Genomic DNA, 26,709 nt, shown 5'->3' on the forward strand with positions numbered 1-26,709 from the left:
TGAGGTCGATCGGAGTTTCCCGCTATGCCCGTTCTGCTCAAAGGCTCCTGCCGCTGCAATGCCGTCCGTTTCGAGGTGGAGAGCCACACGCCGGCGCCATTCATGCTGTGCTACTGCTCGATCTGCCGCAAGCAGCAGGGCGGCGGGGGGTTTGCCATCAATCTCGGTGCCGACAACGAAACACTGAACATCAGGGGCAAGCGCAGCCTCGGCGTCTTTCGGGCGGAGATCGAGGGCGACGAGCATCCGCATTGCGAAATCTCAACCGGCGAGCGCAATTTCTGCAAGAAATGCGGCTCAGCCCTTTGGCTCTACGACCCGACATGGCCGGAGTTGGTGCATCCCTTCGCTTCGGCGATCGACAGCGATTTACCCATTCCGCCAAGCAAGGTGCACCTCATGCTGAAATACAAGGCGAACTGGGTGGAGCCGGTGGTTGGCAAGCATGACAAGGTCTTCGACATCTATCCCGAGGAATCGATCGCCAACTGGCACAAGCGGACGGGCATGTGGGTGGAGTGAATTTCTTCGCGCCGTTTCGGAGAGGTGAGGAATGATCCGCGCAGCGGACGGAAAGCCAATTGCTTGGCCTCGAACGACGAACGCCGGCAGATGAGGGGCGGCGCTAACTTTGGAGAGGCCGGCGCTGCCTATCATCCGTCACTTCGTGACACCTTCTCCCCGTAAATGGGGCGAAGGAAAAACTCAGGAAGCGCGTGCCTCTGCCAGCGCCTTCAGGTCGGCCGGCTTCAGTTCGACGGATTCGCCGCAACCGCAGGCCGAGCTCTGGTTCGGATTGTGGAAGGTGAAACCGGTGCGCAGCGTCGTCTGCTCGAAATCCATCTCGGTGCCGAACAGGAAAAGTGCTGCTTCCGGTGCGACATAGACATGGGCGCCATCGCGCTCGATATGGTCGTCCTTGGTGTTGGGCTCGGTCACCAAATCGACCGTGTATTCCATGCCGGCGCAGCCGCCCTTCTTGATGCCGAGGCGGATGCCATGCGCATTCTCGCGGGTGGCGACAATCTCCCGCACCCGGTCGGCGGCCTTTTCGGTCATCGTGATGACGGCAAAGCGTCCCATTCTTTTTCCTTCCATTCCATGCAGGTTCAAGGCCTGCCGAATGATTCCTCACCTAAAATGGTGAAGTTTTATCCTTGGTGCAAGTGTGCCAGCCTCTGTCGGGCTAGTACCAACCCACCGCCACCTGCGCCTCTTCCGACATGCGATCGGCCGACCATGGCGGGTCGAAAGTCATGTTGACCTCGACGCCGGACACGCCTTCGACGGCGCCGACGGCATTCTCCACCCAGCCGGGCATTTCGCCGGCGACAGGGCAGCCCGGAGCGGTCAGCGTCATGTCGATCTTGACCGAGCGGTCGTCCTCGATGTCGATCTTGTAAATCAGGCCGAGCTCGTAGATATCGGCCGGGATTTCCGGATCGTAGACCGTCTTCAGCGCCGAAACGATGTCGTCGGTCAGCCGCGCCAGTTCGTCGGCTGGAATGGCCGATCCCGAAACCAGCGCATTGGGCGCGGTTTCCGCAGTGGTCTCGGCAGAGATGCTTGCATCATCCATGGTCGTCACCCAAAAAAATCGTCATCCGAAGAATTTGCGCGCTTTTTCAAGCGCCTCGGCCAAAGCGTCGACTTCGGCCCTGGTATTATACATGCCGAACGATGCCCTGCATGTGGAGGTTACGCCGAACCGTTTCAACAGCGGCTGGGCGCAATGGGTGCCGGCGCGGACAGCAACGCCCTGCCTGTCTATCACCATCGACACGTCATGCGCATGAATGCCTTGCAGTTCGAACGAGATGATGGCGCCCTTGCCGGGCGCATCGCCGAAGATGCGCAGCGAATTGATGGAGCGCAGCCGCTCATGCGCGTAGTTCTTGAGGTCTTCCTCATGGGCTGCAATGCGCTCGCGACCGACCGATTCCATGTAGTCGAGGGCAGCACCCAGCCCGATCGCCTGGACGATCGGCGGCGTGCCGGCCTCGAAGCGGTGCGGCGGCTCGTTGTAGGTGACGATGTCTTCCGTCACCTCCTCGATCATCTCGCCGCCGCCCATGAAGGGCCGCATGCCAGCGAGAATGTCCTTCTTGCCGTAGAGCACGCCGATGCCCGACGGGCCATAAACCTTGTGCCCGGTGAAGACGAAAAAGTCGCAGTCGAGATCCTGCACATCGATCGGCATGTGGACAGCGCTCTGGCTGCCGTCGACCAGCACGGGAATTCCACGCGAATGCGCGATGCGCACGATCTCCTTGATCGGCGTCACAGTGCCAAGCGCGTTCGACATGTGGGTAATGGCAACGAGCTTTGTCTTGCTGGTCAGCCGCTTTTCAAATTCCTCGATGTGGAAGACGCCGAGATCGTCGACCGGCACCCAGACCAGCTTGGCGCCCTGCCGCTCGCGGATGAAATGCCAGGGAACGATGTTGGAGTGGTGCTCCATGATCGACAGCACGATCTCGTCGCCCTCGCCGATGTTGGGCATGCCATAGCCATAGGCGACCGTGTTGATGGCCGAGGTTGTGTTCGACGTGAAGATGATGTTGTCGGTGCTCGGCGCGTTGAGGAAACGGCGCACCGTTTCTCGCGCCTTTTCGTAGGCATCGGTCGCGGCGTTCGACAGAAAATGCAGGCCGCGATGGACGTTGGCGTATTCTTGGCTATAGGCGTGCTGGATGGCGTCGAGCACCGCCTGCGGCTTTTGTGCCGAGGCGCCATTGTCGAGATAGACCAGCGGCTTGCCATAGACTTCCCGCGACAGGATCGGGAAATCGCGGCGGATCGCTTCGACGTCGTAGAAATCTCCGATCTTGCCCGGTGCGTTCATCAAATCACCCGTGCGCCGCGAACCAGCCGTCGAGCCGCGCTTCCAGCGCCTCGACGATCGCTTCATCGTCCAGTTCCTCGATCACCTCGGCGACGAACGCCTTCACGAGCAAGCCCCGCGCGCTTTTCTCGTCGACGCCACGCGCCATCAGGTAGAACAGATGGTTGTGGTCGATTTCGGTGACCGTCGCGCCATGGCCGCAAATCACGTCGTCGGCGAAGATTTCAAGCTCCGGCTTGGTCGAGAATTCGCCGTCATCCGACAGCAGCAGCGTGTTGCAGGCCATCTTGGCGTTGGTCTTCTGCGCATATTGATGGACGTTGATGCGACCCTGGAAGACGCCGCGCGCCTTGCCCGTCACCACGTTGCGGATAACTTCCGTCGAGGTCGTGTGCGGCACGGCGTGGTCGAGCACCATGGTCACGTCGGTATGGGTGTCGCCGGCCAGGAGGTTGATGCCGCGCAGTTTGAAATCGGCGCCTTCGCCAGTCGTCCTGACCATGATCTCCTGGCGCACCAGTCTGCCGCCGGCGTTCATGACGAACAACGTCAGTTTCGCATTCTTGCCGATATGGGCCTTGAACTGCGCCAGATGCGTCGCCGTTTCCGGCTGCTCCTGGACGATCAGCCACGTCACCTCGGCGCCCTCGCCGAGCACCAGCTGGCTGACCGAGCTGCCCAAGGCAGCGCCGTCACCCGTCTGACGTTCGACGATGACGGACTTGGCGCCGGCGCCGACACGAACGGCCAGGCGCACATGGGTCTGGCCGCCGGCCTGCAGGTTCTGCAGCTCGACCGGCTTTTCAAGTTCCACACCATCGGCGATGTCGACAAAATACCCGTCGGCGACGAAAGCCGTGTTCAGCGCGCCGATGGCGTCGTCGCTGCCATAGGGGTCGAGCCCAGCTGCTGCGCTGCCGTCGATCAGCTTTTCCGAAAGGCGCTGGAAAGAGACGCCTTCAAGAACCGGCACTTTGGCGTCGGACTTGCCGTTCAGGATCGACACCACGGTGGAACCGTCGACGATCGGCGCAATGGCTTTGGCCATGGCGGCTGGGTCGAAGTCCGGCACGGTATTCAGCAACCGGCGCAGGTCGGTGTAATGCCAGGATTCGACACGCCGCGTCGGCAGGCCGTGCTTGATCGTCTCGATGGCGTCGTCGCGCTTCAGCATCACCGCGCCGTCGCCGGGCAGCAGCGACAGCCGGTCGCCGAACGCGTCGATCAACGCTGTCTCGGCCGGTGTCCGCTGCGGTTGTGTGTGCATGTTCATCGGTATTACCTCTGGCATCTCACGCGGCTTCGCCGATCACGCCGGCATAGCCATTGGCTTCCAGGTCAAGCGCCAGCGACTTGTCGCCGGACTTGATGACCTGGCCCTTGTAGAGAACGTGCACGCTATCGGGCACGATGTGCTCAAGCAGGCGCTGGTAGTGGGTGATGACCAGGAACGCCCGGTCCGGCGCGCGCAGCGCGTTGACGCCGTCGGACACGATCTTCAGCGCATCGATATCGAGGCCGGAATCGGTCTCGTCGAGCACGCACAGTTTCGGCTCCAGCAGCTTCATCTGCAGGATCTCTGCCCGCTTCTTCTCGCCACCGGAGAAGCCGACATTGAGCGGCCGCTTGAGCATCGCCATGTCCATGCTGAGCGAGGCGGCGGCTTCCTTCACGCGCTTCAAAAATTCCGGGATCTTCAGCGGCTCCTCGCCACGCGCCTTGCGTTGCTCGTTCATCGCCACCTTCAGGAATTCCATGGTCGCGACGCCCGGTATCTCCATCGGGTACTGGAAAGCGAGGAAGATGCCTGATGTAGCGCGCTCGGCCGGATCCATTTCGAGGATCGACTGGCCGTTGTAGAGGATGTCGCCTTCGGTCACCTCATAGTCCTCGCGGCCGGCGAGGATGTAGGACAGCGTCGATTTTCCCGAGCCGTTCGGCCCCATGATCGCGGCGACCTCGCCGGCTTTCACCGTCAGGTTCAGGCCGCGGATGATTTCGGTGCCATCGTCGACGATGCGGGCGTGCAAATTTCTGATTTCAAGCATTCTTTTCTACTTTCGTGTTCTTGGTGTTCTCGACGCTCTGCCCTTGACGGGATCCCCTTGGAGACAAGCGCGCTAGTTTGCCCGCAACGAACATCCAGCCAAAAAACCCAGCCGCGCCTAGGCCCGCAATCGAACCACCAATATTCTTCACCGAACTCAAGCCAAACATTGCGCCAATTAGAGCCACCACGGCACCTCCAATAGCCAGCGTCAGCAAGAGCACCAGAACGACGACTATCAAGCTCTCGATTCGCGCGAAGAACTTCCAGGAGCGCCGTTCCATCTAATCAACCCACCGAACCTTCCAGCGAGATACCAATCAGCTTCTGTGCCTCGACCGCGAACTCCATCGGCAGTTGCTGGATGACGTCCTTGACGAAGCCGTTGACGATCAGCGCGATCGCTTCCTCTTCAGGGATACCGCGCTGCATGACATAGAATTTCTGGTCCTCGGAAATCTTCGACGTCGTCGCTTCGTGCTCGAACTGCGCCGTCGAGTTCTTGGCTTCCATGTAGGGCACGGTGTGCGCGCCGCACTGGTCGCCGATCAGCAGACTGTCGCAGTTGGTGAAGTTGCGGGCGTTGGTCGCCTTGCGGTGCGCCGAGACCTGGCCGCGATAGGTGTTCTGCGAGAAGCCGGCGGCGATGCCCTTGGAGATGATGCGGCTCGACGTGTTCTTGCCGAGATGGATCATCTTGGTGCCGCTGTCGACCTGCTGGTAGCCGTTCGACACCGCGATCGAATAGAACTCACCTTGGGAATCGTCACCGCGCAGGATGCAGCTCGGATATTTCCAGGTGATCGCCGAACCGGTCTCGACCTGCGTCCACGAAATCTTCGAGCGGTCGCCACGGCAGTCGCCGCGCTTGGTGACGAAGTTGTAGATGCCGCCCTTGCCCTCGGCGTCGCCGGGGTACCAGTTCTGCACCGTGGAATATTTGATCTCGGCATCGTCGAGCGCTACCAGTTCGACGACCGCCGCGTGCAACTGGTTCTCGTCGCGTTGCGGCGCCGTGCAGCCCTCGAGATAGGAGACGTAAGCCCCCTCCTCGGCAATGATCAGCGTGCGCTCGAACTGGCCGGTGTTCTTCTCGTTCATGCGGAAATAGGTCGACAGCTCCATCGGGCAGCGCACGCCCTTGGGCACGAAGACGAACGAGCCGTCGGTGAACACAGCCGAATTCAGCGTGGCGTAGTAATTGTCTGAGGTCGGCACGACCGAGCCGAGATATTTCTTCACCAGCTCCGGATGCTCGCGGATGGCTTCCGAGATCGAGCAGAAGATGACGCCGGCCTGCGCCAGTTCCTTCTTGAAGGTGGTGACGACGGAGACGGAATCGAACACGGCGTCGACAGCGACGCGGCCCGATTTGTAGACATTGTCGCTGACTTCCTCGAGCTCCGAGGCGTCGGTCTTCTGCACGCCGGCAAGGATTTCCTGCTCCCGCAGCGGAATGCCAAGCTTTTCGTAGACTTTCAACAGTTCGGGATCGACATCGCTGAGCGAGGTCGGGCCGGGCGTGCTCTTGGGCGCCGCATAGAAATAGATGTCCTGGAAATCGATCTTCGGATAGTGGACGCGCGCCCAGGTCGGCTCGTCAAGCGTCAGCCAGCGGCGATACGCTTCCAGACGCCATTCCAGCATCCAGGACGGTTCGTCCTTCTTGGCCGAAATGAAACGGATGATGTCTTCGCTGAGGCCCTTGGGGGCCTTGTCCATCGCGATTTCGGTCTGGAATCCGTATTTGTATTGGTCGACGTCGATCTTTCGGACCCGATCGATCGTGTCCTGCACAGCAGGCATATGCGTTCTCCATCCACGCCGGGGTCAAGGCCCGACAGTTTTCAAACTATGGCACCGCCAAAAACGAACCCCGAAGAGGTGCTCGCGGCAGCGTAAGTTTAATATAGTGCGCTTCGACCGGGAATTCACCCGGCCAGCATGAAACGCACGGCTCTACCAGGCCGAAAGGCCCAAATTCGTCCAACCGCTACGCGGCCCGTTCTCTATCCGCCCTACGTGCGGTAATTCCCGCCAGTGCGACGCGAAACAGCTCGATGTCTTCCGCGCCGGTCGCCGGTCCGATCGACACCCGCAAGGCGCCGAGACTGTCGCCGTACCCCATGGCTTTCAGCACATGGCTCGGTCCGACCTTGCCAGACGAACAGGCAGAGCCGGCCGACAGCGCTACACCGGCCAGATCGAAGGCGATCTGCGCGGTTTCGGCTTTGACGCCCGCAATAGCGAAGAATGCCGTATTGGCAAGCCTTGGCGCACCGGTTCCGAAGATTTCCGCGTCCGGCACCAGCGATTTGACGATGGCCTCGATCTCGTCGCGGCGCTGGCGCACCGCATCCATGGCCGGCAATCCGGCCAGGGCCTCGCGGGCGGCCGCGCCAAAACCGGCAATGGCAGCGAGGTTTTCGGTGCCGCCGCGATGGCCCTTCTCCTGGCCGCCGCCATTGATCAACGGCTTCGGCATCATCAGGTCAGAGGCGGCGACGATGGCGCCGACGCCCTTGGGACCACCGATCTTGTGCGACGACAGAATCAGATAATCGGCGTAACCCGCTGATAGATCGATGGAAACACGCCCAGCGGCCTGCACGGCGTCGACTGTAAGGATACCGCCCGCCGCCTTGACGATCCCGGCGATGCGATCGATCGGCTGGATGACGCCGGTTTCGTTGTTGGCGGCGTGGATGGCGACCAGCGGCAGGCCTTCGCTCTTGTCGTGACCGCCGAGCGCCGACGCCAAGGCGCCGAGGTCGGCGATGCCGTTGGCGTCGACGCCGATCCGCGTCACCTGCGCTGCGGGGAACCGTCCGCCGTTCAACAGGCAGGGATGATCGGCCTCCGACACGTAAAGCCGGCTCATACGCACCGTGCCGCGCCCCATCTGCCAGTCGGGTGACAGCAGCGTCGAGGCTGCTTCCGTGGCACCGGAGGTGAACACGACATGCTCCGCCTTGGCGTTGACTAGCGCCGCCACGTCACGCCTGGCGGTCTCGATCAGGCGGCGGGCCGCGCGCCCCTCGGCGTGAACCGATGACGGATTGGCCGCGACGTCAAGGGCCGCAACCATAGCCTCGCGGGCCACGGCAAGCAGCGGCGCACTGGCATTGTAGTCGAGATAGGCGCGTATTCCGGCCATTTTCGTCCGTCAAATCCCGTCAGAAGCCATTCCGCTGTCGTATGGCGTTATTTCCTTGAAATTCCAAGGCGAGCCGTCCTATTTACGCGGCTTGCGGCGCGGGTGGCCGGGCTCGATGTCTTGCCACTCAGTTTTGAACAATTCTAAACTAGCTTCTAAGAAGACGCTCGCCCTGCGTCAAGGCCAGAGGAAACGTTCCAGGCACCGCGCGTTCGTATTACCAAGTGGAGTATTTTATGCCTGAGGTCATTTTCACCGGTCCTGCCGGCCGCCTGGAGGGTCGCTATCAGCCTTCCAAGGAAAAGAGCGCGCCGATTGCCATCGTCCTGCACCCGCACCCGCAATTCGGCGGCACGATGAACAACAAGATCGTCTACGACCTCTTCTACATGTTCCAGAAGCGGGATTTCACCACGCTTCGCTTCAATTTCCGCGGCATCGGCCGCAGTCAGGGCGAATTCGACCATGGCACCGGCGAGCTGTCGGACGCCGCCGCCGCTTTGGACTGGGTGCAGTCGCTGCATCCCGATTCCAAGAGCTGCTGGGTCGCCGGCTACTCCTTCGGCTCCTGGATCGGCATGCAGCTTCTGATGCGCCGGCCGGAGATCGAAGGCTTCATTTCGATCGCGCCGCAGCCCAACACCTATGATTTCTCGTTCCTGGCGCCCTGCCCGTCATCGGGCCTGATCATCCATGGCGATGCCGACAAGGTGGCGCCGCCGAAGGATGTGCAGGGCCTTGTCGACAAGCTGCACACGCAGAAGGGCATCACCATCACGCAAAAGACCTTGCCCGGCGCCAACCATTTCTTCGCCAACGATGCCGACCTGCTGCTCGAGGAATGCGCCGACTATCTCGACCGCCGGCTGGCCGGCGAATTGTCGGATCCGCGTCCGAAGCGGCTGAGGTAAACAAGGCAAGAACGGACGGCGATGTACGAACCTCCTCATTTCAGGGAAACGCGGCCGGAAATCCTGCACGGGCTGATCCGGACGCATCCGCTGGGCCTGTTGGTTTCCAACGGGCCCGATGGGCCGGTCGCCAACGCTGTCCCGTTCCTGCTCGACGCGGAAATCGGGCCTAACGGCAGGCTGCGCGCCCATCTGGCGCGGGCCAACCCGCAATGGCGCCTGTTGGCCGACAACCCGGCATCCCCCGTGCTGATCGTCTTCCAGGGCAGCGATGCCTATGTGACGCCGTCCTGGTACGAGACCAAGCGCGAGACCGGCAAGGTGGTGCCGACCTGGAATTATGCCATCGTGCAGGTCCGCGGCACCGTCAAGGTGATGGATGACCAGGACTGGCTGGCGCAGCAGATCGCCGATCTGACCATATCCCAGGAAGGCGCCCGCGCCGCGCCTTGGGCGGTGACCGATGCGCCGGAGCCCTTCATCCAGTCGCAGATCAAGGGCATTATCGGGCTGGAAATCGAGATCAGCGAAATCCACGGCAAGTGGAAGGTCAGCCAGAACCGGCCGGTCGCCGATCGCATCGGCGTTGCACAGGGGCTGGAAAGCGAAGACCACCAGTCGCCCGGCATGGCCGGCCTGGTCAGATCCTATGGCGGACTGGACGGCAACTGAACTTCGAATGCTCAGGCAGCCTTCCTTGTCGGTCCGATCAGCCGAAACGTTCTCTTGCGGACCGGCAGTCCCGACGGCATCGGCCGGAAAATGAAGCCGAGCCGGGCAAAGACCAGCCCGCAGGCGAGCGCGAAGCCGCAGCCAAGGCCGAAGCCGGCGACGGTGTCGCTGGGATAGTGCGCGCCAACGAAGATACGGGTCGAGGCGATGCAGGCGGTGATCGCCAGGGCGATGTACCAGCGCCGCGGAAACAACAGCAAAGCGACCCCGAACACCGCGCCCATCGTCGTACCATGGCCGGACGGAAAGCCGGCGAAGCGCGCATCGAAAGCGAAGGGGTGCAGGGTCAGCACGCCAAAGTCCTCGTAATAGAGGGGGCGAGCCCGGCCAATGGCATATTTCAGCACATTGACGGCGGTCCCCGACAGGCCGGTGGCGCACAGCACCAGAAAAGCCAGGCAGGTCCAGTTGTAGAGCAGCATCAGCGAGCGCCGCGAGAGGCTTCGCCAATCCGTCAGGTTGGCGGCGACAAGCAGAAGCACTGAGGGAATGAGATACCAGCCACCCAGGCCGAACTGGGTGAAAAAGTCGGCAGTCCGGGCAAATCCCGCCGACCACTTGCCGTGAAGCATTCCGGCCGGGGTGTCGAGACGAACAAACGCTGCCGCCGTCAGCAAAACCCAGACCAGCACCCAGACCGACCACAAAACGTTCGGGTATCTCGCCGGGCGGGTGGCAAGGCGGCTTTTGGCGATCTGCATCGTATCGCGAAAATTGTCGAGCGACCGGCGCCCTACCCCAAGGAGCAGGCTCGAAACGGGCGGGCGTGATTTCACCAGCATAGGAAATTCGACCCCATTGTCGCCGTCATGGGCATCGGCGAGCCGTCACTGGGTTACACGATAGAGGCCGAGCGACAGCTTGTCTCCCGACGAATAGTTGAGGCCGTCGACCTCGGCAACGCGGTTCGCCGACTTGCCTTGCGCCGCCAGCAACCCATTCAGTTTCTGCTCGTCGCCGACCTGCGCCAGCGCCAGGGCGCAGGCAGGATCGCCGAGCAGATGCTTGGCGACGCCATCGACATCGGTCAGGACGGTCTTGGTGCCGACCAGGAACACCAGGCTCGGCTCGTGATATTCCGCCGAAGCGAGCACCGTGGTGGCGCAAGGCCTGTTGGCCTGGAACGCCGCCTCGATCGCCGGGCTCAGCCAGATCGGTTTCAGCGAAGGCGCGATGACGCCGAACAACAGCCCATAGGTGATGCCCGCGCAGACAGCGATTGTGCCGATGCGCAAGAGCGGCACTTGCAGTTGTCGGGAAAAAGCAAAATATCCCGCCGCCAGCGCTGCCGCGGCGGCCGGGATGCTCCACCAGGAGAAGGCGCCGGTGAGATAGATCGGCGCTCCCACGCAGACCACCGCCAGGCCAAGGCTGACCACGGCAAGACCGAATGCGGTCGACCACCACAACCAATCCTGCCAGCGCCTGAGCGGCGCATTCGCCTCCTGCGGCGGCAAGGTCAGCAGCCAGCCGATCAGCAGCGCCATGCCGGGATAGGCCGGCAAGACATAGTGCGGCAGCTTGGTCGGGATCAGTTCGAACACCAGCCAGAACGGAATGTACCAGGCGAGGCAGAAACGCAGCCGGGGATCGTCGCGCAGACGGTTGAGGGCCTGCAGCCCGGCGCCGACCGCGATCAGACCGAACGGCCACATGAACAAGGAATAGGTCAGCATGTAGAAACCGGGCGGCAGACCGTGCGATTCCTCCCCCGAGGCGACCTTGGCCATCATGTCCTTGCCGACGGCATCACTGAGAAAGGCGCCGCCGCTCTTCCAGGTGATGAGGGCGACCCAGGGCAGCACGATGAGCAGCACCAGGGCGGCACCGCGCACGAGCTTCAGCTTCAGGAGCCAGCGCCAGTCGCGCTCGAAGGCAAACAAGGCGGCGACCGTCAGCACCGACAGGAGCGGAGCCACCGGCCCCTTGATGAGGATTCCAAGGCCTTGAGCAGCCCAGAAAATCCACGGCAGGTGGGCGGCTACCGGTTCGTTCCGGCGCGCTGCCAGATAGATCTGGGCGAGCGCGCCTTGCGCCGCCACGCAGCAGGCCAGCAGCATGGCGTCAGTCTTGGCGTCACGGCCCTCGAAGCCGGTGGCGAAGATAGCCGCCATCATCAGGCCGGCGGCGAGACCGGCATTGGCCCCGAACAGCTTGGTGCCTGTCCAGGCAATGCCGACGACGGCCAAGGCAATGCCAAGCATGGAGACGAGGCGGTAGACCCAGATCGGCGCCGCCGCCCCCTCGCCGCTCAGCGCCACGGCCGCCGATTGCAGCCAGTAGATGCCGATCGGCTTCTTGTAGCGCGAGGCATCCTGAAAACGGATGTCGACATAGTCGGAGGTTTCGACCATCTGCTTGGTGGCCTGGACAAAACGGGATTCGTCCCGGTCGACGGGTGGAAGGCTCGCCAGTCCGCTGAAAGTCATCAGCACGCTGAACAGAAAGAGAAAAAGATAGTTCCTGTTCATCGCGGAGCTTTCCGGATCTGATCTGCGGGATGGCCCCGTCGCGGCGCCTCAGGCCCTGCCCTGCGCGGCGCCTCAATACGCCAGCCAAATGCATGAGGCAAGAAGTGGCCTTGCCATCCACGCGGGCCGCAAAATCGGAAACCACTTTTGCTGACCGCGGTTGGATGCTAAACGCGCGCGTTCATACACGTCCGCGCCACGCTGGCCGGGCGCTTTCGGGAAAGAAACAATGTCCGTCTTCAAATCCGATTTCCTGCGCACGATGAGCGAGCGCGGTTTCATTCACCAGACTTCGGATGATGCCGGCCTCGACGCTATCTTCGCCAAGGAGACGGTGACCGCCTATATCGGCTTCGACGCGACCGCCAAGAGCTTGCACGCCGGCTCGCTGATCCAGATCATGATGCTGCACTGGCTGCAGCAGACGGGTCACCGGCCGATCGCGCTGATGGGCGGCGGCACCTCGATGATCGGCGACCCGTCCTTCAAGGACGAGGCGCGCAAGCTTTTGACCCCGCAGGACATCGAGGACAATCTGGCTGGCATCCGCCGCAACTTCATGCCCTACCTCAAATTCGGCAGCGGTCCCAACGACGCCATCATGGTCAACAACGCCGATTGGCTGATGGAGATCAACTACGTCAATTTCCTGCGCGATGTCGGCCGTCACTTTTCCGTCAACCGCATGCTGGCGTTCGATTCCGTCAAGCTGCGGCTCGATCGCGAGCAGTCGCTGTCGTTCCTCGAATTCAACTACATGATCCTGCAGGCCTATGATTTCGTCGAGCTCTACAAGCGTCTCGGCTGCCGCCTGCAGATGGGCGGCTCCGACCAATGGGGCAACATCATCAACGGTATCGACCTCGGCCGCCGCATGGAGGATGCGCAGCTCTATGCGCTGACCACGCCGCTGCTCACCACCTCGTCGGGCGCCAAGATGGGCAAGTCGGCTTCGGGCGCGGTCTGGCTCGATGCGGAGATGCTGAGCCCCTACGAATTCTGGCAGTATTGGCGCAACACCGAGGATGCCGATGTCGGCCGCTTCCTGAAGCTCTACACGACGCTGCCGCTGGACGAGGTGGCGCGGCTCGAGCGGCTCGGCGGATCCGAGATCAATGAGGCCAAGAAGATCCTCGCCACCGAGATCACCGCCCTGCTGCACGGCCGTGCAGCCGCCGAACAAGCCAGCGATACAGCGCGCAAGACGTTCGAGGAAGGCGCGCTCGCGGAGTCGCTGCCGACTGTCGAGGTCGACAAGAAAGCGCTCGAAACCGGCGTCGGCATCCTGTCGCTGCTGGTCACTGCTGGACTGGCGGCATCGAACGGCGAAGCGCGGCGGCATGTGCAGGGCGGCGCCGTGCGCCTGAACGACGAGCCGGTGAGCGACGAGCGCCGGCTGGTGACTTCAAAGGATTTGAGTCCGGAAAACGTCGTAAAGCTTTCTCTGGGAAAGAAAAAACACATTCTGGTACGGCCGATCTGAACTCGATCACCGATACTCAAAAATCGACCTGAATATTCCGGGCGCGATCACCGACAGCGGATTGATGTCCAGCAGCGGCTTGTTGGCATTGCCTTTGAGCCGGTAGGTGACGCCGATCAGGCCACGGTCGCGGCCATTGCCGAGCAGCGCGCCAACGATGGGCAATTCGCCGAAGATGCGGTTGAGGCCATAGACCGGCATGAAGGTGCCGGTCATGTCCATGTTGTTGTTCTGATCGTAGAGCGTGCCCTGGAACGTCGTGCCGATGCGCGGTCCGCGCAGCACGCCATTGGCCAGTTTCAGATAGCCGCTGCCCTTGTCGATCTCGGCGTAGCCGCGTTCGAACTTCACCCGCGACGTGTCGAGCTTGCCCTTGACCGCCTGATTGAGGCTGCGGTTGTCACCGGCCGGCGTGGTAGACACGATGGAGGCCAGCTTCGGTTCGTTGACGACGAAAAAGTTGCTGGTGTCGACCTTGCCCTTGAGCGATCCGTCGCTCGGCCCGGCAAGCGCCAGGATGATCGTTCCGCCTTCCATATGCTCGTAGATATTGAGGAATCTCAGGATGGCGCCGGCGTCCGCGGACTGCATGTTGAGCGAGCGCTGGCCGGCACCGGTGGTGTTGCTGATTGAAATGGCGGCGCCCGAACTTGCCGTGGCGCTGACCTTCAGCCCGTTCACCCGCGAACCGGCAGCACTGTAGTCGAGCTTCAAATTGGACAGTTGCTCGTCATGGAAACCGGTCAGCCGGTCGACATCGGCGCTGACGGAAATGGCATCGGAACCGGTGGTCTTGGTAGCCGTGTCGACGTCCGAGGTGAACTGCTTGATCAGCGAGCGGGCATCGAGCGCGTTGCCCGATATGTCGACCGCATAGCCCTTGCCGGACCGCTTCACCGACACGGCAACGTCGTCGCCCCTGTTCAAGGTGACCTTGCTGAACCGCGCCGACGACAAGGCGCCATTGACCAGCACGATGCTGCCGTCGACGGAGAACGACTTTCCGTCGAGATCGAAGTCGGACAGCGTCGTGGTGTCGCCGGACTTGGTCATGACGAAGGTGACATTGGCAGGAACCCCTGCCCCCTTGCTCCAGCCGGCCCAGGGAATGTCCAGCCTGGCGTTGGTCAGATCGGCCGAGACGTTCTGGTCGCCGCCGCCGTTCTTGTCGATCGCCACCTTCACCGTTCCGGCAAGCAGCGGCTTCAGGCCGGGCATGGCGGCGGCGCGGATCTTGTCGTCAAGCACCAGAGCCACTTTGCGGCTGCGCGCCGGCCCGTCATCCCTGAGCGGCTCGACCAGATCGAGTTCGGCCGGAATGCCGTTCAGCAATGCCTTGGCGGAGATCACCGCCTTCTCGGGATCGACCGTGATCGAACCGTCGGCATCCGTTACGATCTGGCCCTCGAAGGGCTTGGCCAATGACATGCCGCTGTAGTCGAGCGATACCAGCCAATCGAGCTTCGAGGAGTCGACACCGGACTGCAGCGGAATATCCGCCTTGACGTGGCCGGTGACGCTGCCCGACAGGTCTTCCGGCAGGATGCCGACATGGCGCATGGCGTTGATCGGCTCGTAGGATGCGAGTTCGGCGACGGCGGACGCTTCGCCGTCGACGTCGATATCGAGCGCGCCGACGACCGGCGGGCGGTTGGCCGCCTTGACCGTCAGCGTGCCGTTGCTGGCCGCCACGGTGCGGCCGCTGGGCATGTAGACGGTGCCCGAGGATAGCGAGATATCGACATCGTTGCCGTGGAAACCGACGACGCCGACCGCGTCGCGTATCGGCGGAATGCGGCCGGCGGTGTCGAAGCGCGATCCCTCGATCTGGAAGCGGCCGAACACCTCATCGGCCGAAAGCGGCACGCCGTTGCCCAGGCGGCCCGGCACCACCTGGAACTGAAGGTTGGCGTCGACGACACGGCCGCCGAACAGATTGGCCAGCACCCAGAGCCGGGCATTGCGCGCCGAAAACCACGGCCACAGCTGCTTGACGTGAGAGACCTGCATGTCGTGGATGTTGAACGCCAGATTGATCCCCGGCACTTTGCCGTCGACGAACGCCACGGCGGCGGTGCCAAGCATCTCGCCGGAGCCGGCTGACCGGAGCGCGATCTGCTCGGCGACCAATTTGTGGCTCACCGTGTTGTAGACGCCGGCAATCCGGGCCAGGAAGGTGAGCGCCGGCTCGGGCGACTCCGAAGGCGCAAGCGACGATCCGTCGCTGGTCAGGTCGTAGCGATAGGAGGGTTCTTCACCCACCGCTCCGCTTGCCGGCTTCGGCCCGATCGAACCGGCGAAATCGAATGTCGAGCGGCCGGTCTTCAGCAGCAATCTGTCGACCTGGATCTTGTTGCTGCCCGCAACCAGCGTCGCATTGATATCGACGTCCGCCGGCAGCAGTCCTCGCGTGCCGAGATCGAGGACAGAACCCGTCGACGACAAAGCGGCCGTCAGCCGCGATGCGTTCGCGCCGAACCCTTCCGATCCCGTCAGCTTCAGCGCGACGGTTCCCAGCTTGCCGGCAGCGGCCGCCATATCGCCGGCATCGGCCAGATCGACGCTCGCATCCAGTGCCGTGACGCGGTGCGCCGCGATATCGCGGGAGGCGGAAGCGGCAACGGTAGCCGTCCTGCCGTCGATGTCCGCCGTGGACGAGAACTGCATGCCGCCCGGGCCCGACTGCACGACGGTGGCGTCGGTGATCTTGACGAGCTTGATCGCTCCGGTTTCAGGCAGCACGAATTCGACATTGCGAAGATCGATCCGGCGCAGCGAATCCTCCCGCACGGCATCGAGTGCGTGGTTGATGTTTCCGAACACCGCGGCGGACAGCTTCTCCGGATCGATGAGGCCGTCCGCATTGCGCAGGCCGGCGGTCCAGTCGCCGCCGGACGGCATCGCAGCCACGACGATGCGGGCGTCCGAGATCCTGGCGCTGGTCAACCGCACGTCCCCCCACAGCAGCGGGAACAAACGCACGCCGAAGCGCACGCGGCCGGCATCGGCCATCGGCTTGCCGTCCGAAGTCTTCAAGCTGACGTCGCTGACCTGAAGCGCGATGAAACTCGAACCGTCGAGCGTGATGCGGGCAGGCCCGACCGCGACATTGACATCGACGCCCGCCAGTTTCTCGAGCGCCGTTTCCGCCTCGGTGCGAAGCCGGTCGGCTCCGATGCCGGAGGCGCCAACCAGATAAACGAGTACGGCGGCCAGCAGCACGAAAGCGACCAGACCGGCGAACAGTCGCGACAGGATGCGAAAACCGCGTCCGATCGAAGCCTGACCGAGCGGCGGCACACGGCAGGCGGACGGAAAGGTCCCCAGGTCGGTGATCTCATCACGCCTGAACCGGATCTTCTCGTGCTGCGGTCGCTCCTGATCCACGCAATTTTCCGTTGTACGAAGTCGATCGTGGACGAATCCCCGTCCGACACTATATCGGTGTGGCTTCGCGCGTAACCTCAAACAAGGGCATCGGTATGGCTGACCTCGACGTAGGCGATCTCGCGCCGCAATTCGACCTGCCGCGGGACGGCGGCGGATCAGTCAGCCTTGCCGCATCGTCCGGCAAGCCCATCGTGCTCTATTTCTATCCGCAGGACGACACAACAAGCTGCACGCAGGAGGCGATCAGCTTCTCGCAGCTGAAGCCGGACATCGAGAAGGCCGGCGCTGTGGTGATCGGCCTGTCGCCCGACCCCGTCAAGAAGCACGACAAGTTCAAGTCGAAGTACAATCTCACCATCGACCTCGCCGCCGACGAGGAGCGCAAGGTGATCGAAGCCTACCATCTGTGGGTCGAGAAATCGATGTATGGTCGCAAGTATATGGGGGTCGAGCGCGCGACGTTCCTGATCGGCCGCGACGGGCGGATCGCCAGGATTTGGCGCAAGGTCCGCGTCAAGGGCCATGCGGAAGAGGTGCTCGAGGCCGTTCGCGCGCTTTGAGGTTTTGCCGGCGAGGTTGGCCCGGTTTCCCTTACAACCATACGCACGCCTGGCGGGCGTTCGCTGCGGGCAAGCCGGCCCTGCAAGCCTTTGTTAACCTTAATAATGTGTAGTCAAGCTGTCGTGGTGTCGTAAACGAAAGCTTGGTCCCGTGAACGCAACCGGTCAGTCCGCAGTCTTCGGCACGCGTAAGGAGCCCCATACGGTCATCATCGCCCGGGGCAACGAGATCAGACATTTCACGATCCGACCGTGGCTGGCGGCCTTTGTCGGCTCGGCGTTGGCCGCCATTGCCGTCGGCTACCTCATGGCCACCTCCTATCTCGTGCTGCGCGACGATCTGATCGGCGCCACCACGGCGCGCCAGGCGCGCATGCAGCAAGCCTATGAAGATCGCATTTCGGCGCTTCGCGCCCAGGTCGACCGCATCACCAGCCGGCAGTTGCTCGACCAGCAGCTGATGGAAACCAAGGTCAGCGAACTGCTTGAACGGCAGAGCCAGTTGAGCCAGCGTCACGGCCGCCTTGGCCCGCTGCTCGAACGCGCCGAGAGCGAGGTCGGGGCAGCGCCGGCCGAAGATCCGGCAGCGGTTGCGAAGCCGGACAAACGCGCCGAAGTGACCGGCAGTATTAAGGAGCCCGCGCGGAACTATGCGGTCGCCAGCCTGAGCGCCGGACCCGGCGCCGGCGACACAAGGCCGTTCTCGCTGTGGTCGACCCGCTCCGATCCGCTGCCCAACGATTCAGCCGCCGATCGTGCCGACAAGCTCTTCGTCTCGATCAACCAGTCGCTGAAATCCATCGAGAGCGACCAGTTGACCCGCATCAGCACGCTTGCCGACAATGCCTACAAGAGCGCCGATGCCATCACCCAAGCGCTCGAGGCGGCCGGACTGCCCGTCGACAGCGACTTTGGCAAGGGCGACAGCGATGTCGGCGGACCGCTGATCCCGCTCGACAGTTCGATGATGTTCGACAGCAAGGTCAAAGAGTTGGACGAAGCGCTTGACGCCCTCGACCATCTCAAGAAGGAAGCGCGCCAGTTGCCGCTGACCAACCCCGCACCGGGCCACTCCGTCACCAGCCCGTTCGGCGTGCGCACCGACCCGATCCTCGGCACCGCGGCACTGCATTCCGGCATGGATTTCAGGGCCCCGATCGGCATGGCCGCCAAGGTCACTGCACCCGGCACCGTCACCAAGGCCGGCTGGAACGGCGGCTATGGCCGCATGGTGGAAGTCGACCACGGCAATGGTTTTGCGACACGTTACGGGCATCTCAGCGAGATCGACGTCACCGTCGGCGAGAAACTGGACGCCGGCGCCGTCATCGGCAAGACCGGCAGCAGCGGCCGCTCGACCGGCCCGCATCTGCACTACGAAGTCCGCCACAATGGCGAAGCGATCGATCCCTTGCGCTTCCTCACGGTCGGCAAGAAGGTCGCCCAATATCTGTAAGAGATGCTAGGCTCCTGCCCCATGCGCCGATGACCATCATGATGGCTGACTAAGGCGCTCCCGTCGACAGAAACGCCGTCACTGCCGCAACCAGGGTGGCCGCGCCGACCTTCAACGCGGCCTCGTCGACACGAAACCGGGCGTGATGGAGCGGGAAGACCGATCCGATCTCCTCGTTTCGGATTCCCAGCCGAAAATAGACCGAAGGACGTTTCTCGCTGTAGTAGCCAAAGTCGTCCGCGATCGTCCATCCGGGCGTGCTGAGGACGTTGTCGGCACCGATGCAGGCCTTGGCGCTGGCGGCAATCAGCTCAGTCATCTCGACATCGTTGACGACACCAGGTTCGCCCTTGTGGATGTCGACCTCGACACGCGCGCCGTGGCTCGTCCCTATTCCCTCGGCTATCGTACGGACGCGGCGCCAGGCCCGCTCGCGGGTTGCATCGCTGCCGCTGCGGATGGTGCCTTTCAACGTGACCTTGCCGGCGGTGACATTATAGGCGTTGCCGCCATTGATGGCCGTCACGGAAATCACCAGCGGATCGTACGGGTCGATCTCGCGCGAAACGATCTTCTGCAATTCGCTCACCAGGGAGCAAGCCACGGCCAACGCATCGACACCTTCATGCGGTTTTGCCGCGTGCGCGGCCGAGCCGATGACGACCACATTGAACGTGTCACAGGCCAGAGTGTATGGACCGGAGCCGACGGCGATCTTGCCGGACGGCGTGTAGGGATCGACGTGGACGCAGATGGCGGCGTCGATGTCGTCCAGAAGCCCCTCTTCCACCACCCGCCTGCCGCCCGACGGTTCGTCTTCCTCGGCCGGCTGGAAGATCAGGCGAACGGTGCCGCCAAAACTGTCCCGCGACCGGTGAAGATGCGCGGCCACCGCGAAAGCCATCGATGCATGGGCGTCGTGACCGCAGGCATGCATCACGCCTGGATTCGTCGATGCATAATCGACGCCGGACTCCTCCTCGATCGGCAAGGCATCGATGTCGGCGCGAATGGCGATCTTTCGATTTGACGGCTTGCCGGTGCCGACAATATCGACGGCAAGGCCAAAGCCGGCAACGTCGCGAATGTCGGCAATTCCCTGATCCACCAGCATCTGCCTGAGATAGCGCTGCGTGCCGGCCTCCTGGTTCGAAAGCTCGGGATTGCGGTGCAGGTGGCGGCGGACCTCGATCATCCGATCGAGAATTCCGGCGTCGATATCGGTCGTCACGGTTTTCGCAACACCACCCGCCGTGGCCGAACCCTCAGGATTTGACATGGATCTCTCGCGGGAACTTCGTCAGGGTCTCATGGCCGGTTTCGGTGACCAGGATGGTCTCGCTGATCTCGATGCCCCAGCCGTCCATCCACATGCCGAGGATGGAATGAACGACATTGCCCGGTTCAAGCACGGTCTTGTCGCCCGGCCTGAGGCTGATCGTATGCTCGCCCCAGTCCGGCGGATAGGCGACGCCGATGGAGTAGCCGATGCGCGATTCCTTCTTCAGTCCGTAGCGCTGGATGACCTTGCGCCAGGCGGCTTCGACGGCTTCGGCTGATGTTCCCGGTTTGACCGCGTCGAGCACCGCATCCATGCCCTCGATCACCGCTTTTGCCGTGTCCGAAACATTTGTCGGCGTCTTACCAAGCTGCATGGTCCTGGCGAGGCCTGCGGCATAGCGGCGGCAGACGCCGGCAAGTTCCAGCGCAATCGTCTCGTTGTCTCCGAACCGCCTGTCGCTCCACATGATGTGCGGCGCCGAGGCATTCTCGCCACCGAGGATTGTCGGGGGAAGAGCGGTGATGTCGCCGGCAAAATCCGGGCTGCCCGCAATCTGCGCCGCCTGGATGGCGGCGATGGCATCGCACTCGCGAACACCCGGTGCGATCACCTCGAAGGCCCGCGTGACGGCCGCTTCGGCCAAGATGGACGCCTTGCGCAAATACGCGATCTCGGGCGCCGATTTGACCGCGCGGATCCAGTTCACCAGCAGGTCGGCATCGTGCCATTTCGCATTGGGCAGTCCCGCGACAAGCCGGGCATGCCCTTTCGGAGAGAAATAGTAGGCTTCGAGTTCGATGCCGATATGTCTGCTACCCCAGCCCTTCGAGACGATCCAGTTCGCGATCCAGTCCATGGGATGGCGATCGACGCGCTGAACATGATCTTCCGGAAAGCCAACCACGTTTTCCGGTTTCATCCAGGCGGTCAGAAGACCGCCGGCCGCATCCATGGCGCGCCCGATCCAGACCGGCTCGACCTCCTCGATTGGAACCAGCACCACCTGCGGCGTGTAGAACGACCAGCCATCATAGCCGGTGATGTAATGCTGGTTGGCAACGTCGTTGACGACAAGGAGCTCGAGACCGCGCTTCGCCATCTCGGTGCGGATCTTGCGAAGCCGCTGTTGGTACTCGTCGCGGGCAAACGGCAATTCGATCATCTTTGCTCCATCTTTGTCAGATCAACGGTCGCGGGGTTCGCTCACCATTGAAGGGGTTTCGCCACGGCGGCAATCGGCCAGGGCGACGCGTGGGCAGGTCCTGAACCGAATAGGCCCTACACGGCCTTCCCAGGAAAACTTCGTCGTGAATTTATTTTTGAATTCCATTTGACTGAATAAATAAGCAATGCAAAGCTGCGCTCTCCTAAGGGGCGCAAGGCATGGCACTGCGGGGGACCAATCAGGAGTTCGGGCGGCCGTACAATCGGCGCATCGTGCTTGAGTCCATCCGCCTTTATGGACCGATCGCCCGCGGCGAGATCGCCCGGCGCGTCGGCCTCACCGTCCAGACGGTGTCGACCATCGTTCGCGAACTGGAAGATCAGGGCTACATCCTGTCGCTGCGCGAAGAGCCGAAGGGGCGCGGCCTGCCGCCGGCGACGCTGCGGATCAACCCCGAGGGCGGCTATGCCGTCGGCATCCACATCACTCCGCTTGGTATCAGCGCCGCCTTGATCAATCTGAGCGGCGACGTGATCGAGAGCATTTACCGCGAAGCGCCGAATGCGACGCCGGACCACGCCTTCGAGCTGATCGGGGCGCTGGTGGTGGAATTGACCAGACTGCGGGCTGGCGGACGGGTGCTCGGGGTCGGCATGGCCCTGCCCGGCCCATTCGACGTGGAGTCCATGAGTTTCGTGGGGCCAACCACCATGACCGGCTGGAAGGATGTGGCGCTGCGCGAACGGCTGGCGGCCTCCACCGGATTGCCGGCCTTCTTTGAAACCGATATGGCCGCCGCCGCCATGGGCGAGCGCCTCTACGGCCTCGGCGCCCAGTTTTCCGAATATTACTATCTCTATTTCGGCGTTGGCCTTGGCGGCGTCATGGTTCATGAGGGCAGCGCCTTGCGCGGCGCCTGGGGAAATGCCGGCGAGATCGGGCACATTCCCGTTATTCCGGGCGGCGAGGCCTGCCCGTGCGGCAACAGCGGCTGTCTCGAAAGATATTTGTCGCTCGAGGCGCTCCGGCACTGGAACGGCAGCGAGGCGGATTGGGTCGCCGCAGTCGCACCGATCTTTCACAACGCCGTCGCCGTCATCGAGAACCTTTTCGACCCGGAGACGGTCATCCTCGGCGGGCTGGCGTCCACCGACCTGCTCGAAATGCTGGCTGGTTCGGCCGGAGGCCTGCACAACTCTGTCTCGGCCCGCAAGGACCGCACGACGCCCAGGGTTGTGGTCGCGCGCGGCGGACAGCATTCCGTGCTGCGCGGCGCCGCCGCCCTTGCGGTTTCCGGGGTGCTGTCACCTCGCTTCGGGCAGATGTTCGCGGCCGAACGCGAACGCGAGCGCGACCTTCTCAAAGGCAGGGAGATTGCGGCATGAGTGAACCCCTGCTGGTGCTCGACAACGTCACCAAGAACTATGGCGCGATCGAAGCGCTCAAGGGGATCAGCTTCTCGATCGGCAAGGGCGAGGTCGTGGCGCTGCTCGGCGACAACGGCGCCGGCAAATCGACACTGGTCAAAATCATATCAGGCGGGCTGGAGCCGACCTCCGGGCGCATGCTGTTCGAGGGCAAGGAATTCCTTGCCAAATCACCGGCCGAGGCCAAGGCGGCCGGCATCGAGACCGTCTACCAGGATCTCTCTCTGTGCACCAATGTCGACGTGGTCGCCAATTTCTTCATGGGCCGTGAGATCACACGCAAGTTTCTCGGCATTCCCGTGCTCGACGAGCACGCCATGGAAGCCGTCGTTGGAAAGGCGCTGGCCAATGCCGGCACCCGCATTCCCTCGCTGCGGGCCAATGTCGAGCATCTCTCGGGCGGCCAGCGGCAAGCCATCGAGCTCAACCGTTTCGTGCACTGGGGCGGCAAGCTGGTGCTGCTCGACGAACCGTTCGCCGCCCTCGGCGTCGAACAGACACGGCGCGGCCTCGACATGATCCGCCAGGTGGCGAACCAGGGCATCGGCGTCGTCATCATCACCCATATCATGCAGCAGGCTTTTCAGGTCGCCGACCGGATCGTGGTGATCCGCCAGGGCGTCGTGGCCGGCGATGTCGCACGCAATAAAACAAGTCCCGATGCGGTGATCAACATGATCACCGGTGAGACGCTTGCCGGTGCCGGACCGACAGGCTGAGGGACAAAAGAGGGGTCCGGCTTAAGAGGAGCGAACGACATGAAGCGAATACTTCTTGCTGTCTTCGGTATCCTTGCACTGGCCTTTGCCACGCTCACGCCGGCATTCGCCCAGTCCAAGGGTATCGTCTACTATATGGTGCCGACGCTGCTGGACGAGTTCCAGACCGGCTCGGTGAGCGCGCTGGAACTGTTCCTGAAGCAGACCGGCTACGAGATGAAGACGCTGAACGCCGACAACAAGACCGACGCCCAGCAATCGCAGATGAACGATGTCATCGCGCTGAAGCCGGCGGCCATCATCCTGGCGGCAGTCGACTTCAATGCCCTGAAACCGTCGATCGAGGCAGCCCGGGCCGCCGGCATCCCGGTGGTCGAGTTCGACCGCCAGATCACCTCGACGCCATCCGACTTCACCTCTGTCGCCGGAACGGTCGAGATCGGCTACGTCGCCGCCGACCAGGCCGAGAAGCTGCTGAAGGCAAAGCACGGTTCGGTGAAGGGCAAGGTGCTGCAGGTCCTCGGCGACCCCGGCGACCCCTATACGCTCGACATCCAGAAGGGCTTCGAGGAGAAGATGAAGGCGTTTCCGGACGTCAAGATCATCTCGCTTCCGGCCATGCAATGGGAAGCCAGCAATGCCGGCACAATCGTTGCCGACCAGATGCTGGCCAACCCCGACATCGACCTGATCTTCAGCCATGCCGCGCACCTTTCGGTCGCTGCCGTCGCCTCGCTCGAGGCGGCCGGCAAGAAGCCGGGCGACGTCATGCTGATGAGCTCGAACGGCGCTCCGGTCGGCCTCGACCTGATCCGCAAGGGTTGGCTCAACGCCGAAATCGAGCAGCCGCTCTACGCGCAGGCCGCGGCTGTCGCCATGTTCATGGACAAGATCGTCAAGAAGCAAGAGATCAAGCCCGGTGAATACGACGTACTCGGCTTGAAATCGACCGTGACCAAGGAAGCCTGGGGTCCGAACATCAAGATCCCCGGTGCCGCCATCATCAAGGAAAACGTCGACAACCCGGCCTTCTGGGGCAACCAGAAGCCGCCGACGGACACCGTCAAATCGGTCGAATAGTCATTGAAAGCGCTCCGGGCCGTTACGGCCCGGAGCCTGCCCTTTCACAACGCCGCGTCCAAAAGACGCCGTGGCGAATTTGAATCCGCGCCCGAACCCGACGAAATCGAATTGATTTCGCGGGGCATGCGCCAACCGGATCAGCCCATGAACCCGCGCACACGCAAAGCCCTGGAGTTCGTACTCGACAACCTCGTCTGGTTCATGTTGCTGTTCGTGCTGGTGGTCTTCTCCATCTTCGTCCCGAACTACTTTCAGCTCGGCATCTTCGCCAACATCATCGAGGCTTCCAGCGTGCTCGGCGTCATGTCGATCGGCCTGGCGCTGGTGATCATCGCCGGCCACATGGATCTGTCGGTCGAATCCGTCGCAGCGCTTAGCGCCATGGCGGTCGGCATCCTGTTTTGCTCGTCGGGCATCGGCATGGGCGTGCAGTTGCATCCCGAATGGCTGATGGTTCCGGTTTCGCTGCTGCTGGCGCTGGCAGTCGGCGGCCTCATCGGCGCCTTCAACGGCTATCTGGTGGTCAAGGTGAAGATGAGCGCTTTCATCATCACGCTGGCGTCCTACATCTGGGTGCGCGGCCTCGTGCTGGTCGTGTCGGGCGGCCGCTCGGCGCAGGATCTTGCACCGGCCATCCGCTGGTTCGGCATCCAGCGCCTTGTCGGCCTGCCGCTCACCGCCTGGATCGCGGTTGGCTGTTTCGTGGTCTTTTCGCTGATCATGGCCAAGACGCCATTCGGCCGGCATCTCGTGATGATCGGCGGCAACGAGACGGCGACCTTCCGCGCCGGCATCCGGGTGAACCGTAATCTCATCATCGCCTTCGTGCTTGCCGGCGCGATTGCCGGCCTTGCCGGCTGGCTGCTGGCGATCCGCACCTCGGGCGCCACCGCCAATCTTGGCGTCGGCTTGCTGTTCAACGCCTTCGCCGCGGTCGTCATCGGCGGGGTCAGCCTGAAAGGCGGTGTCGGCACCCTCCCCGGCGTGTATGCCGGCGTACTTTTGCTCTCGGCCATCAACACGGCGATCAATTTGATGGGCCTGCCGGCCAATTTCACCCAGGTGATCCACGGCCTGCTGGTGTTGGCCGCAGTGCTGCTCGACGCCTTCAAGCAAACCATTCGCCAAAGACTCGCATGACAGGACGGCTCGCATGACCAATCGGTTACAAGACAAGGTAGCGCTGATCATCGGCAGCGCCCGCGGCATCGGCAAGGGCATTGCGCTACGCTTTGCCGAGGAAGGCGCAAGGCTGGTGCTGGCCGACACCGAGGCCGAGGCCGGGCAAGCCACCGCTGACGAACTGGGCGCCCCCTTCATCCGCACCGACATCTCGCAAATGAGCGACGCCGAGGCCGCCGTGGCGCTGGCGCTGAAGCAGCATGGCCGCCTCGATATCATCGTGCAGAATGCCGGCATCTATCCCTGGCAGCTGATCGAGAACACCAGCGCCGACGACTGGGACCGCGTCATGGCGGTCAACCTGCGCGGCACCTTCAATGCCAGCCGCGCGGCCTTGGTGCCGATGAAGGCGCAAGGCTTCGGCCGTATGCTCTACACCTCGTCCATCACCGGCCCGCATGTCACCAGCCCCGGCCACGGCCACTATTCGGCCAGCAAGGCCGGCATCAACGGCTTCATCCGCGCCGCCGCGCTCGAATTCTCCGGCTACGGCATCACCGTCAACGGTGTCGAGCCCGGCAACATCCTGACCGAAGCCATCGAGCTGCATCGCGGCGCGGCCTACATCAAGAACATGGAGGACTCCATCCCGCTCGGCCGCCTCGGCAGCCCGCGCGACGTCGCCAACGCCTTCCTGTTCCTCGCCTCCGACGACGCCAGCTACATCACCGGCACGACCATTGTTGTCGATGGTGGGCAGCTGTTGCCGGAAGGCAATGATTTTCGGCTGCTGCCGCCGTGATTGCAGCATCTACCGAACGACTCGGTTCCGTGTCTTGGCAACATTTTGAATGGACTA

The 26,709-nt window shown here is 62.8% G+C and carries 24 protein-coding genes; 11 read left to right on the plus strand and 13 right to left on the minus strand.

The window, feature by feature from the left end:
- The first annotated feature begins 24 nt into the window (after nt 1-24).
- Nucleotides 25-522, plus strand: a complete 498-nt coding sequence (locus EJ079_RS27215; RefSeq protein WP_127810660.1) for a GFA family protein — start codon at nt 25-27, stop codon at nt 520-522.
- Nucleotides 523-705: 183 nt separating this feature from the next.
- Here the strand turns inward: EJ079_RS27215 and sufA are convergent, their stop codons facing one another.
- From sufA to EJ079_RS27255, 8 genes are all read right to left on the minus strand, one after another.
- Nucleotides 706-1,083, minus strand: coding sequence for a Fe-S cluster assembly scaffold SufA (gene sufA / locus EJ079_RS27220; protein ID WP_127329621.1), 378 nt, complete (start codon nt 1,081-1,083; stop codon nt 706-708).
- A 103-nt stretch (nt 1,084-1,186) separates the two neighbouring features.
- A complete protein-coding gene (locus EJ079_RS27225; RefSeq protein WP_127396620.1) occupies nt 1,187-1,579 on the minus strand; it encodes an SUF system Fe-S cluster assembly protein in 393 nt (130 codons plus the stop codon).
- 21 nt (nt 1,580-1,600) lie between these two features.
- On the minus strand, nt 1,601-2,845 hold the full coding sequence (locus EJ079_RS27230) for a cysteine desulfurase (RefSeq protein WP_127811406.1): 1,245 nt from the start codon (nt 2,843-2,845) through the stop codon (nt 1,601-1,603).
- 4 nt (nt 2,846-2,849) lie between these two features.
- A complete protein-coding gene (gene sufD, locus EJ079_RS27235; protein WP_127810661.1) occupies nt 2,850-4,118 on the minus strand; it encodes a Fe-S cluster assembly protein SufD in 1,269 nt (422 codons plus the stop codon).
- A gap of 19 nt (nt 4,119-4,137) precedes the next feature.
- Nucleotides 4,138-4,893 carry a Fe-S cluster assembly ATPase SufC gene (sufC, locus tag EJ079_RS27240; protein WP_056562278.1) on the minus strand — a complete coding sequence of 252 codons (756 nt, stop codon included), beginning with the start codon at nt 4,891-4,893 and terminating at the stop codon, nt 4,138-4,140.
- Complete coding sequence (locus EJ079_RS27245; RefSeq protein WP_127395584.1) at nt 4,886-5,176, minus strand: hypothetical protein; 291 nt, start codon at nt 5,174-5,176, stop codon at nt 4,886-4,888. The genes sufC and EJ079_RS27245 overlap by 8 nt, the downstream gene beginning before the upstream one ends.
- Before the next feature lie 4 nt (nt 5,177-5,180).
- Nucleotides 5,181-6,698 (minus strand): Fe-S cluster assembly protein SufB, encoded by a 1,518-nt coding sequence (sufB, locus tag EJ079_RS27250; protein ID WP_127319478.1) that lies wholly within the window; start codon nt 6,696-6,698, stop codon nt 5,181-5,183.
- A gap of 187 nt (nt 6,699-6,885) precedes the next feature.
- Nucleotides 6,886-8,049 carry a cysteine desulfurase family protein gene (locus EJ079_RS27255; RefSeq protein ID WP_127395583.1) on the minus strand — a complete coding sequence of 388 codons (1,164 nt, stop codon included), beginning with the start codon at nt 8,047-8,049 and terminating at the stop codon, nt 6,886-6,888.
- Nucleotides 8,050-8,285: 236 nt separating this feature from the next.
- On the opposite strand from EJ079_RS27255, the gene EJ079_RS27260 reads away from it, so the two are divergent.
- Both EJ079_RS27260 and EJ079_RS27265 read left to right on the plus strand, forming a co-directional pair.
- Nucleotides 8,286-8,960 (plus strand): alpha/beta hydrolase, encoded by a 675-nt coding sequence (locus tag EJ079_RS27260; RefSeq protein WP_023669128.1) that lies wholly within the window; start codon nt 8,286-8,288, stop codon nt 8,958-8,960.
- Nucleotides 8,961-8,981: 21 nt separating this feature from the next.
- The gene (locus EJ079_RS27265) at nt 8,982-9,632 is read left to right on the plus strand and encodes an FMN-binding negative transcriptional regulator (protein WP_127810662.1); all 651 of its coding nucleotides are present in this window, start codon (nt 8,982-8,984) and stop codon (nt 9,630-9,632) included.
- 11 nt (nt 9,633-9,643) lie between these two features.
- Here EJ079_RS27265 and EJ079_RS27270 read toward each other — a convergent pair whose 3' ends face one another.
- Entirely contained in the window at nt 9,644-10,474 is an 831-nt protein-coding gene (locus EJ079_RS27270) for a phosphatase PAP2 family protein (protein WP_127810663.1), read from the minus strand.
- Between the two features lie 45 nt (nt 10,475-10,519).
- Nucleotides 10,520-12,163, minus strand: a complete 1,644-nt coding sequence (locus tag EJ079_RS27275) for a glycosyltransferase family 39 protein (protein ID WP_127810664.1) — start codon at nt 12,161-12,163, stop codon at nt 10,520-10,522.
- 229 nt (nt 12,164-12,392) lie between these two features.
- On the opposite strand from EJ079_RS27275, the gene tyrS reads away from it, so the two are divergent.
- On the plus strand, nt 12,393-13,646 hold the full coding sequence (gene tyrS, locus EJ079_RS27280; RefSeq protein ID WP_127810665.1) for a tyrosine--tRNA ligase: 1,254 nt from the start codon (nt 12,393-12,395) through the stop codon (nt 13,644-13,646).
- Between the two features lie 6 nt (nt 13,647-13,652).
- Here tyrS and EJ079_RS27285 read toward each other — a convergent pair whose 3' ends face one another.
- Complete coding sequence (locus tag EJ079_RS27285; protein WP_127810666.1) at nt 13,653-17,033, minus strand: DUF3971 domain-containing protein; 3,381 nt, start codon at nt 17,031-17,033, stop codon at nt 13,653-13,655.
- A gap of 95 nt (nt 17,034-17,128) precedes the next feature.
- On the opposite strand from EJ079_RS27285, the gene EJ079_RS27290 reads away from it, so the two are divergent.
- On the plus strand, nt 17,129-17,596 hold the full coding sequence (locus tag EJ079_RS27290; protein ID WP_127810667.1) for a peroxiredoxin: 468 nt from the start codon (nt 17,129-17,131) through the stop codon (nt 17,594-17,596).
- Nucleotides 17,597-17,747: 151 nt separating this feature from the next.
- Nucleotides 17,748-19,052, plus strand: coding sequence for a M23 family metallopeptidase (locus tag EJ079_RS27295; protein ID WP_127810668.1), 1,305 nt, complete (start codon nt 17,748-17,750; stop codon nt 19,050-19,052).
- Between the two features lie 49 nt (nt 19,053-19,101).
- On the opposite strand, the gene EJ079_RS27300 is transcribed toward EJ079_RS27295, so the two are convergent.
- Nucleotides 19,102-20,331: an amidohydrolase gene (locus EJ079_RS27300; protein ID WP_127810669.1), complete on the minus strand. Its 1,230-nt coding sequence runs from the start codon at nt 20,329-20,331 to the stop codon at nt 19,102-19,104.
- Nucleotides 20,318-21,496, minus strand: a complete 1,179-nt coding sequence (locus EJ079_RS27305; RefSeq protein WP_127810670.1) for a M24 family metallopeptidase — start codon at nt 21,494-21,496, stop codon at nt 20,318-20,320. Before EJ079_RS27305 ends, EJ079_RS27300 begins: the two co-directional genes overlap by 14 nt.
- 221 nt (nt 21,497-21,717) lie before the next feature.
- On the opposite strand from EJ079_RS27305, the gene EJ079_RS27310 reads away from it, so the two are divergent.
- The 5 genes from EJ079_RS27310 to EJ079_RS27330 all read left to right on the plus strand — a co-directional run bounded on the left by EJ079_RS27310 (nt 21,718) and on the right by EJ079_RS27330 (nt 26,652).
- On the plus strand, nt 21,718-22,884 hold the full coding sequence (locus tag EJ079_RS27310) for an ROK family transcriptional regulator (protein ID WP_127810671.1): 1,167 nt from the start codon (nt 21,718-21,720) through the stop codon (nt 22,882-22,884).
- Entirely contained in the window at nt 22,881-23,645 is a 765-nt protein-coding gene (locus EJ079_RS27315; RefSeq protein WP_127381266.1) for an ATP-binding cassette domain-containing protein, read from the plus strand. The genes EJ079_RS27310 and EJ079_RS27315 overlap by 4 nt, the downstream gene beginning before the upstream one ends.
- Before the next feature lie 39 nt (nt 23,646-23,684).
- Nucleotides 23,685-24,725, plus strand: coding sequence for a sugar ABC transporter substrate-binding protein (locus tag EJ079_RS27320; RefSeq protein ID WP_127810672.1), 1,041 nt, complete (start codon nt 23,685-23,687; stop codon nt 24,723-24,725).
- 147 nt (nt 24,726-24,872) lie between these two features.
- The gene (locus EJ079_RS27325; RefSeq protein WP_013532177.1) at nt 24,873-25,868 is read left to right on the plus strand and encodes an ABC transporter permease; all 996 of its coding nucleotides are present in this window, start codon (nt 24,873-24,875) and stop codon (nt 25,866-25,868) included.
- Nucleotides 25,869-25,881: 13 nt separating this feature from the next.
- Nucleotides 25,882-26,652: an SDR family NAD(P)-dependent oxidoreductase gene (locus EJ079_RS27330; protein ID WP_127810673.1), complete on the plus strand. Its 771-nt coding sequence runs from the start codon at nt 25,882-25,884 to the stop codon at nt 26,650-26,652.
- The last annotated feature ends 57 nt before the right edge of the window (nt 26,653-26,709 follow it).

Origin of the sequence: Mesorhizobium sp. M7A.F.Ce.TU.012.03.2.1 (assembly GCF_004006095.1) — a bacterium.
Lineage (GTDB): Bacteria > Pseudomonadota > Alphaproteobacteria > Rhizobiales > Rhizobiaceae > Mesorhizobium.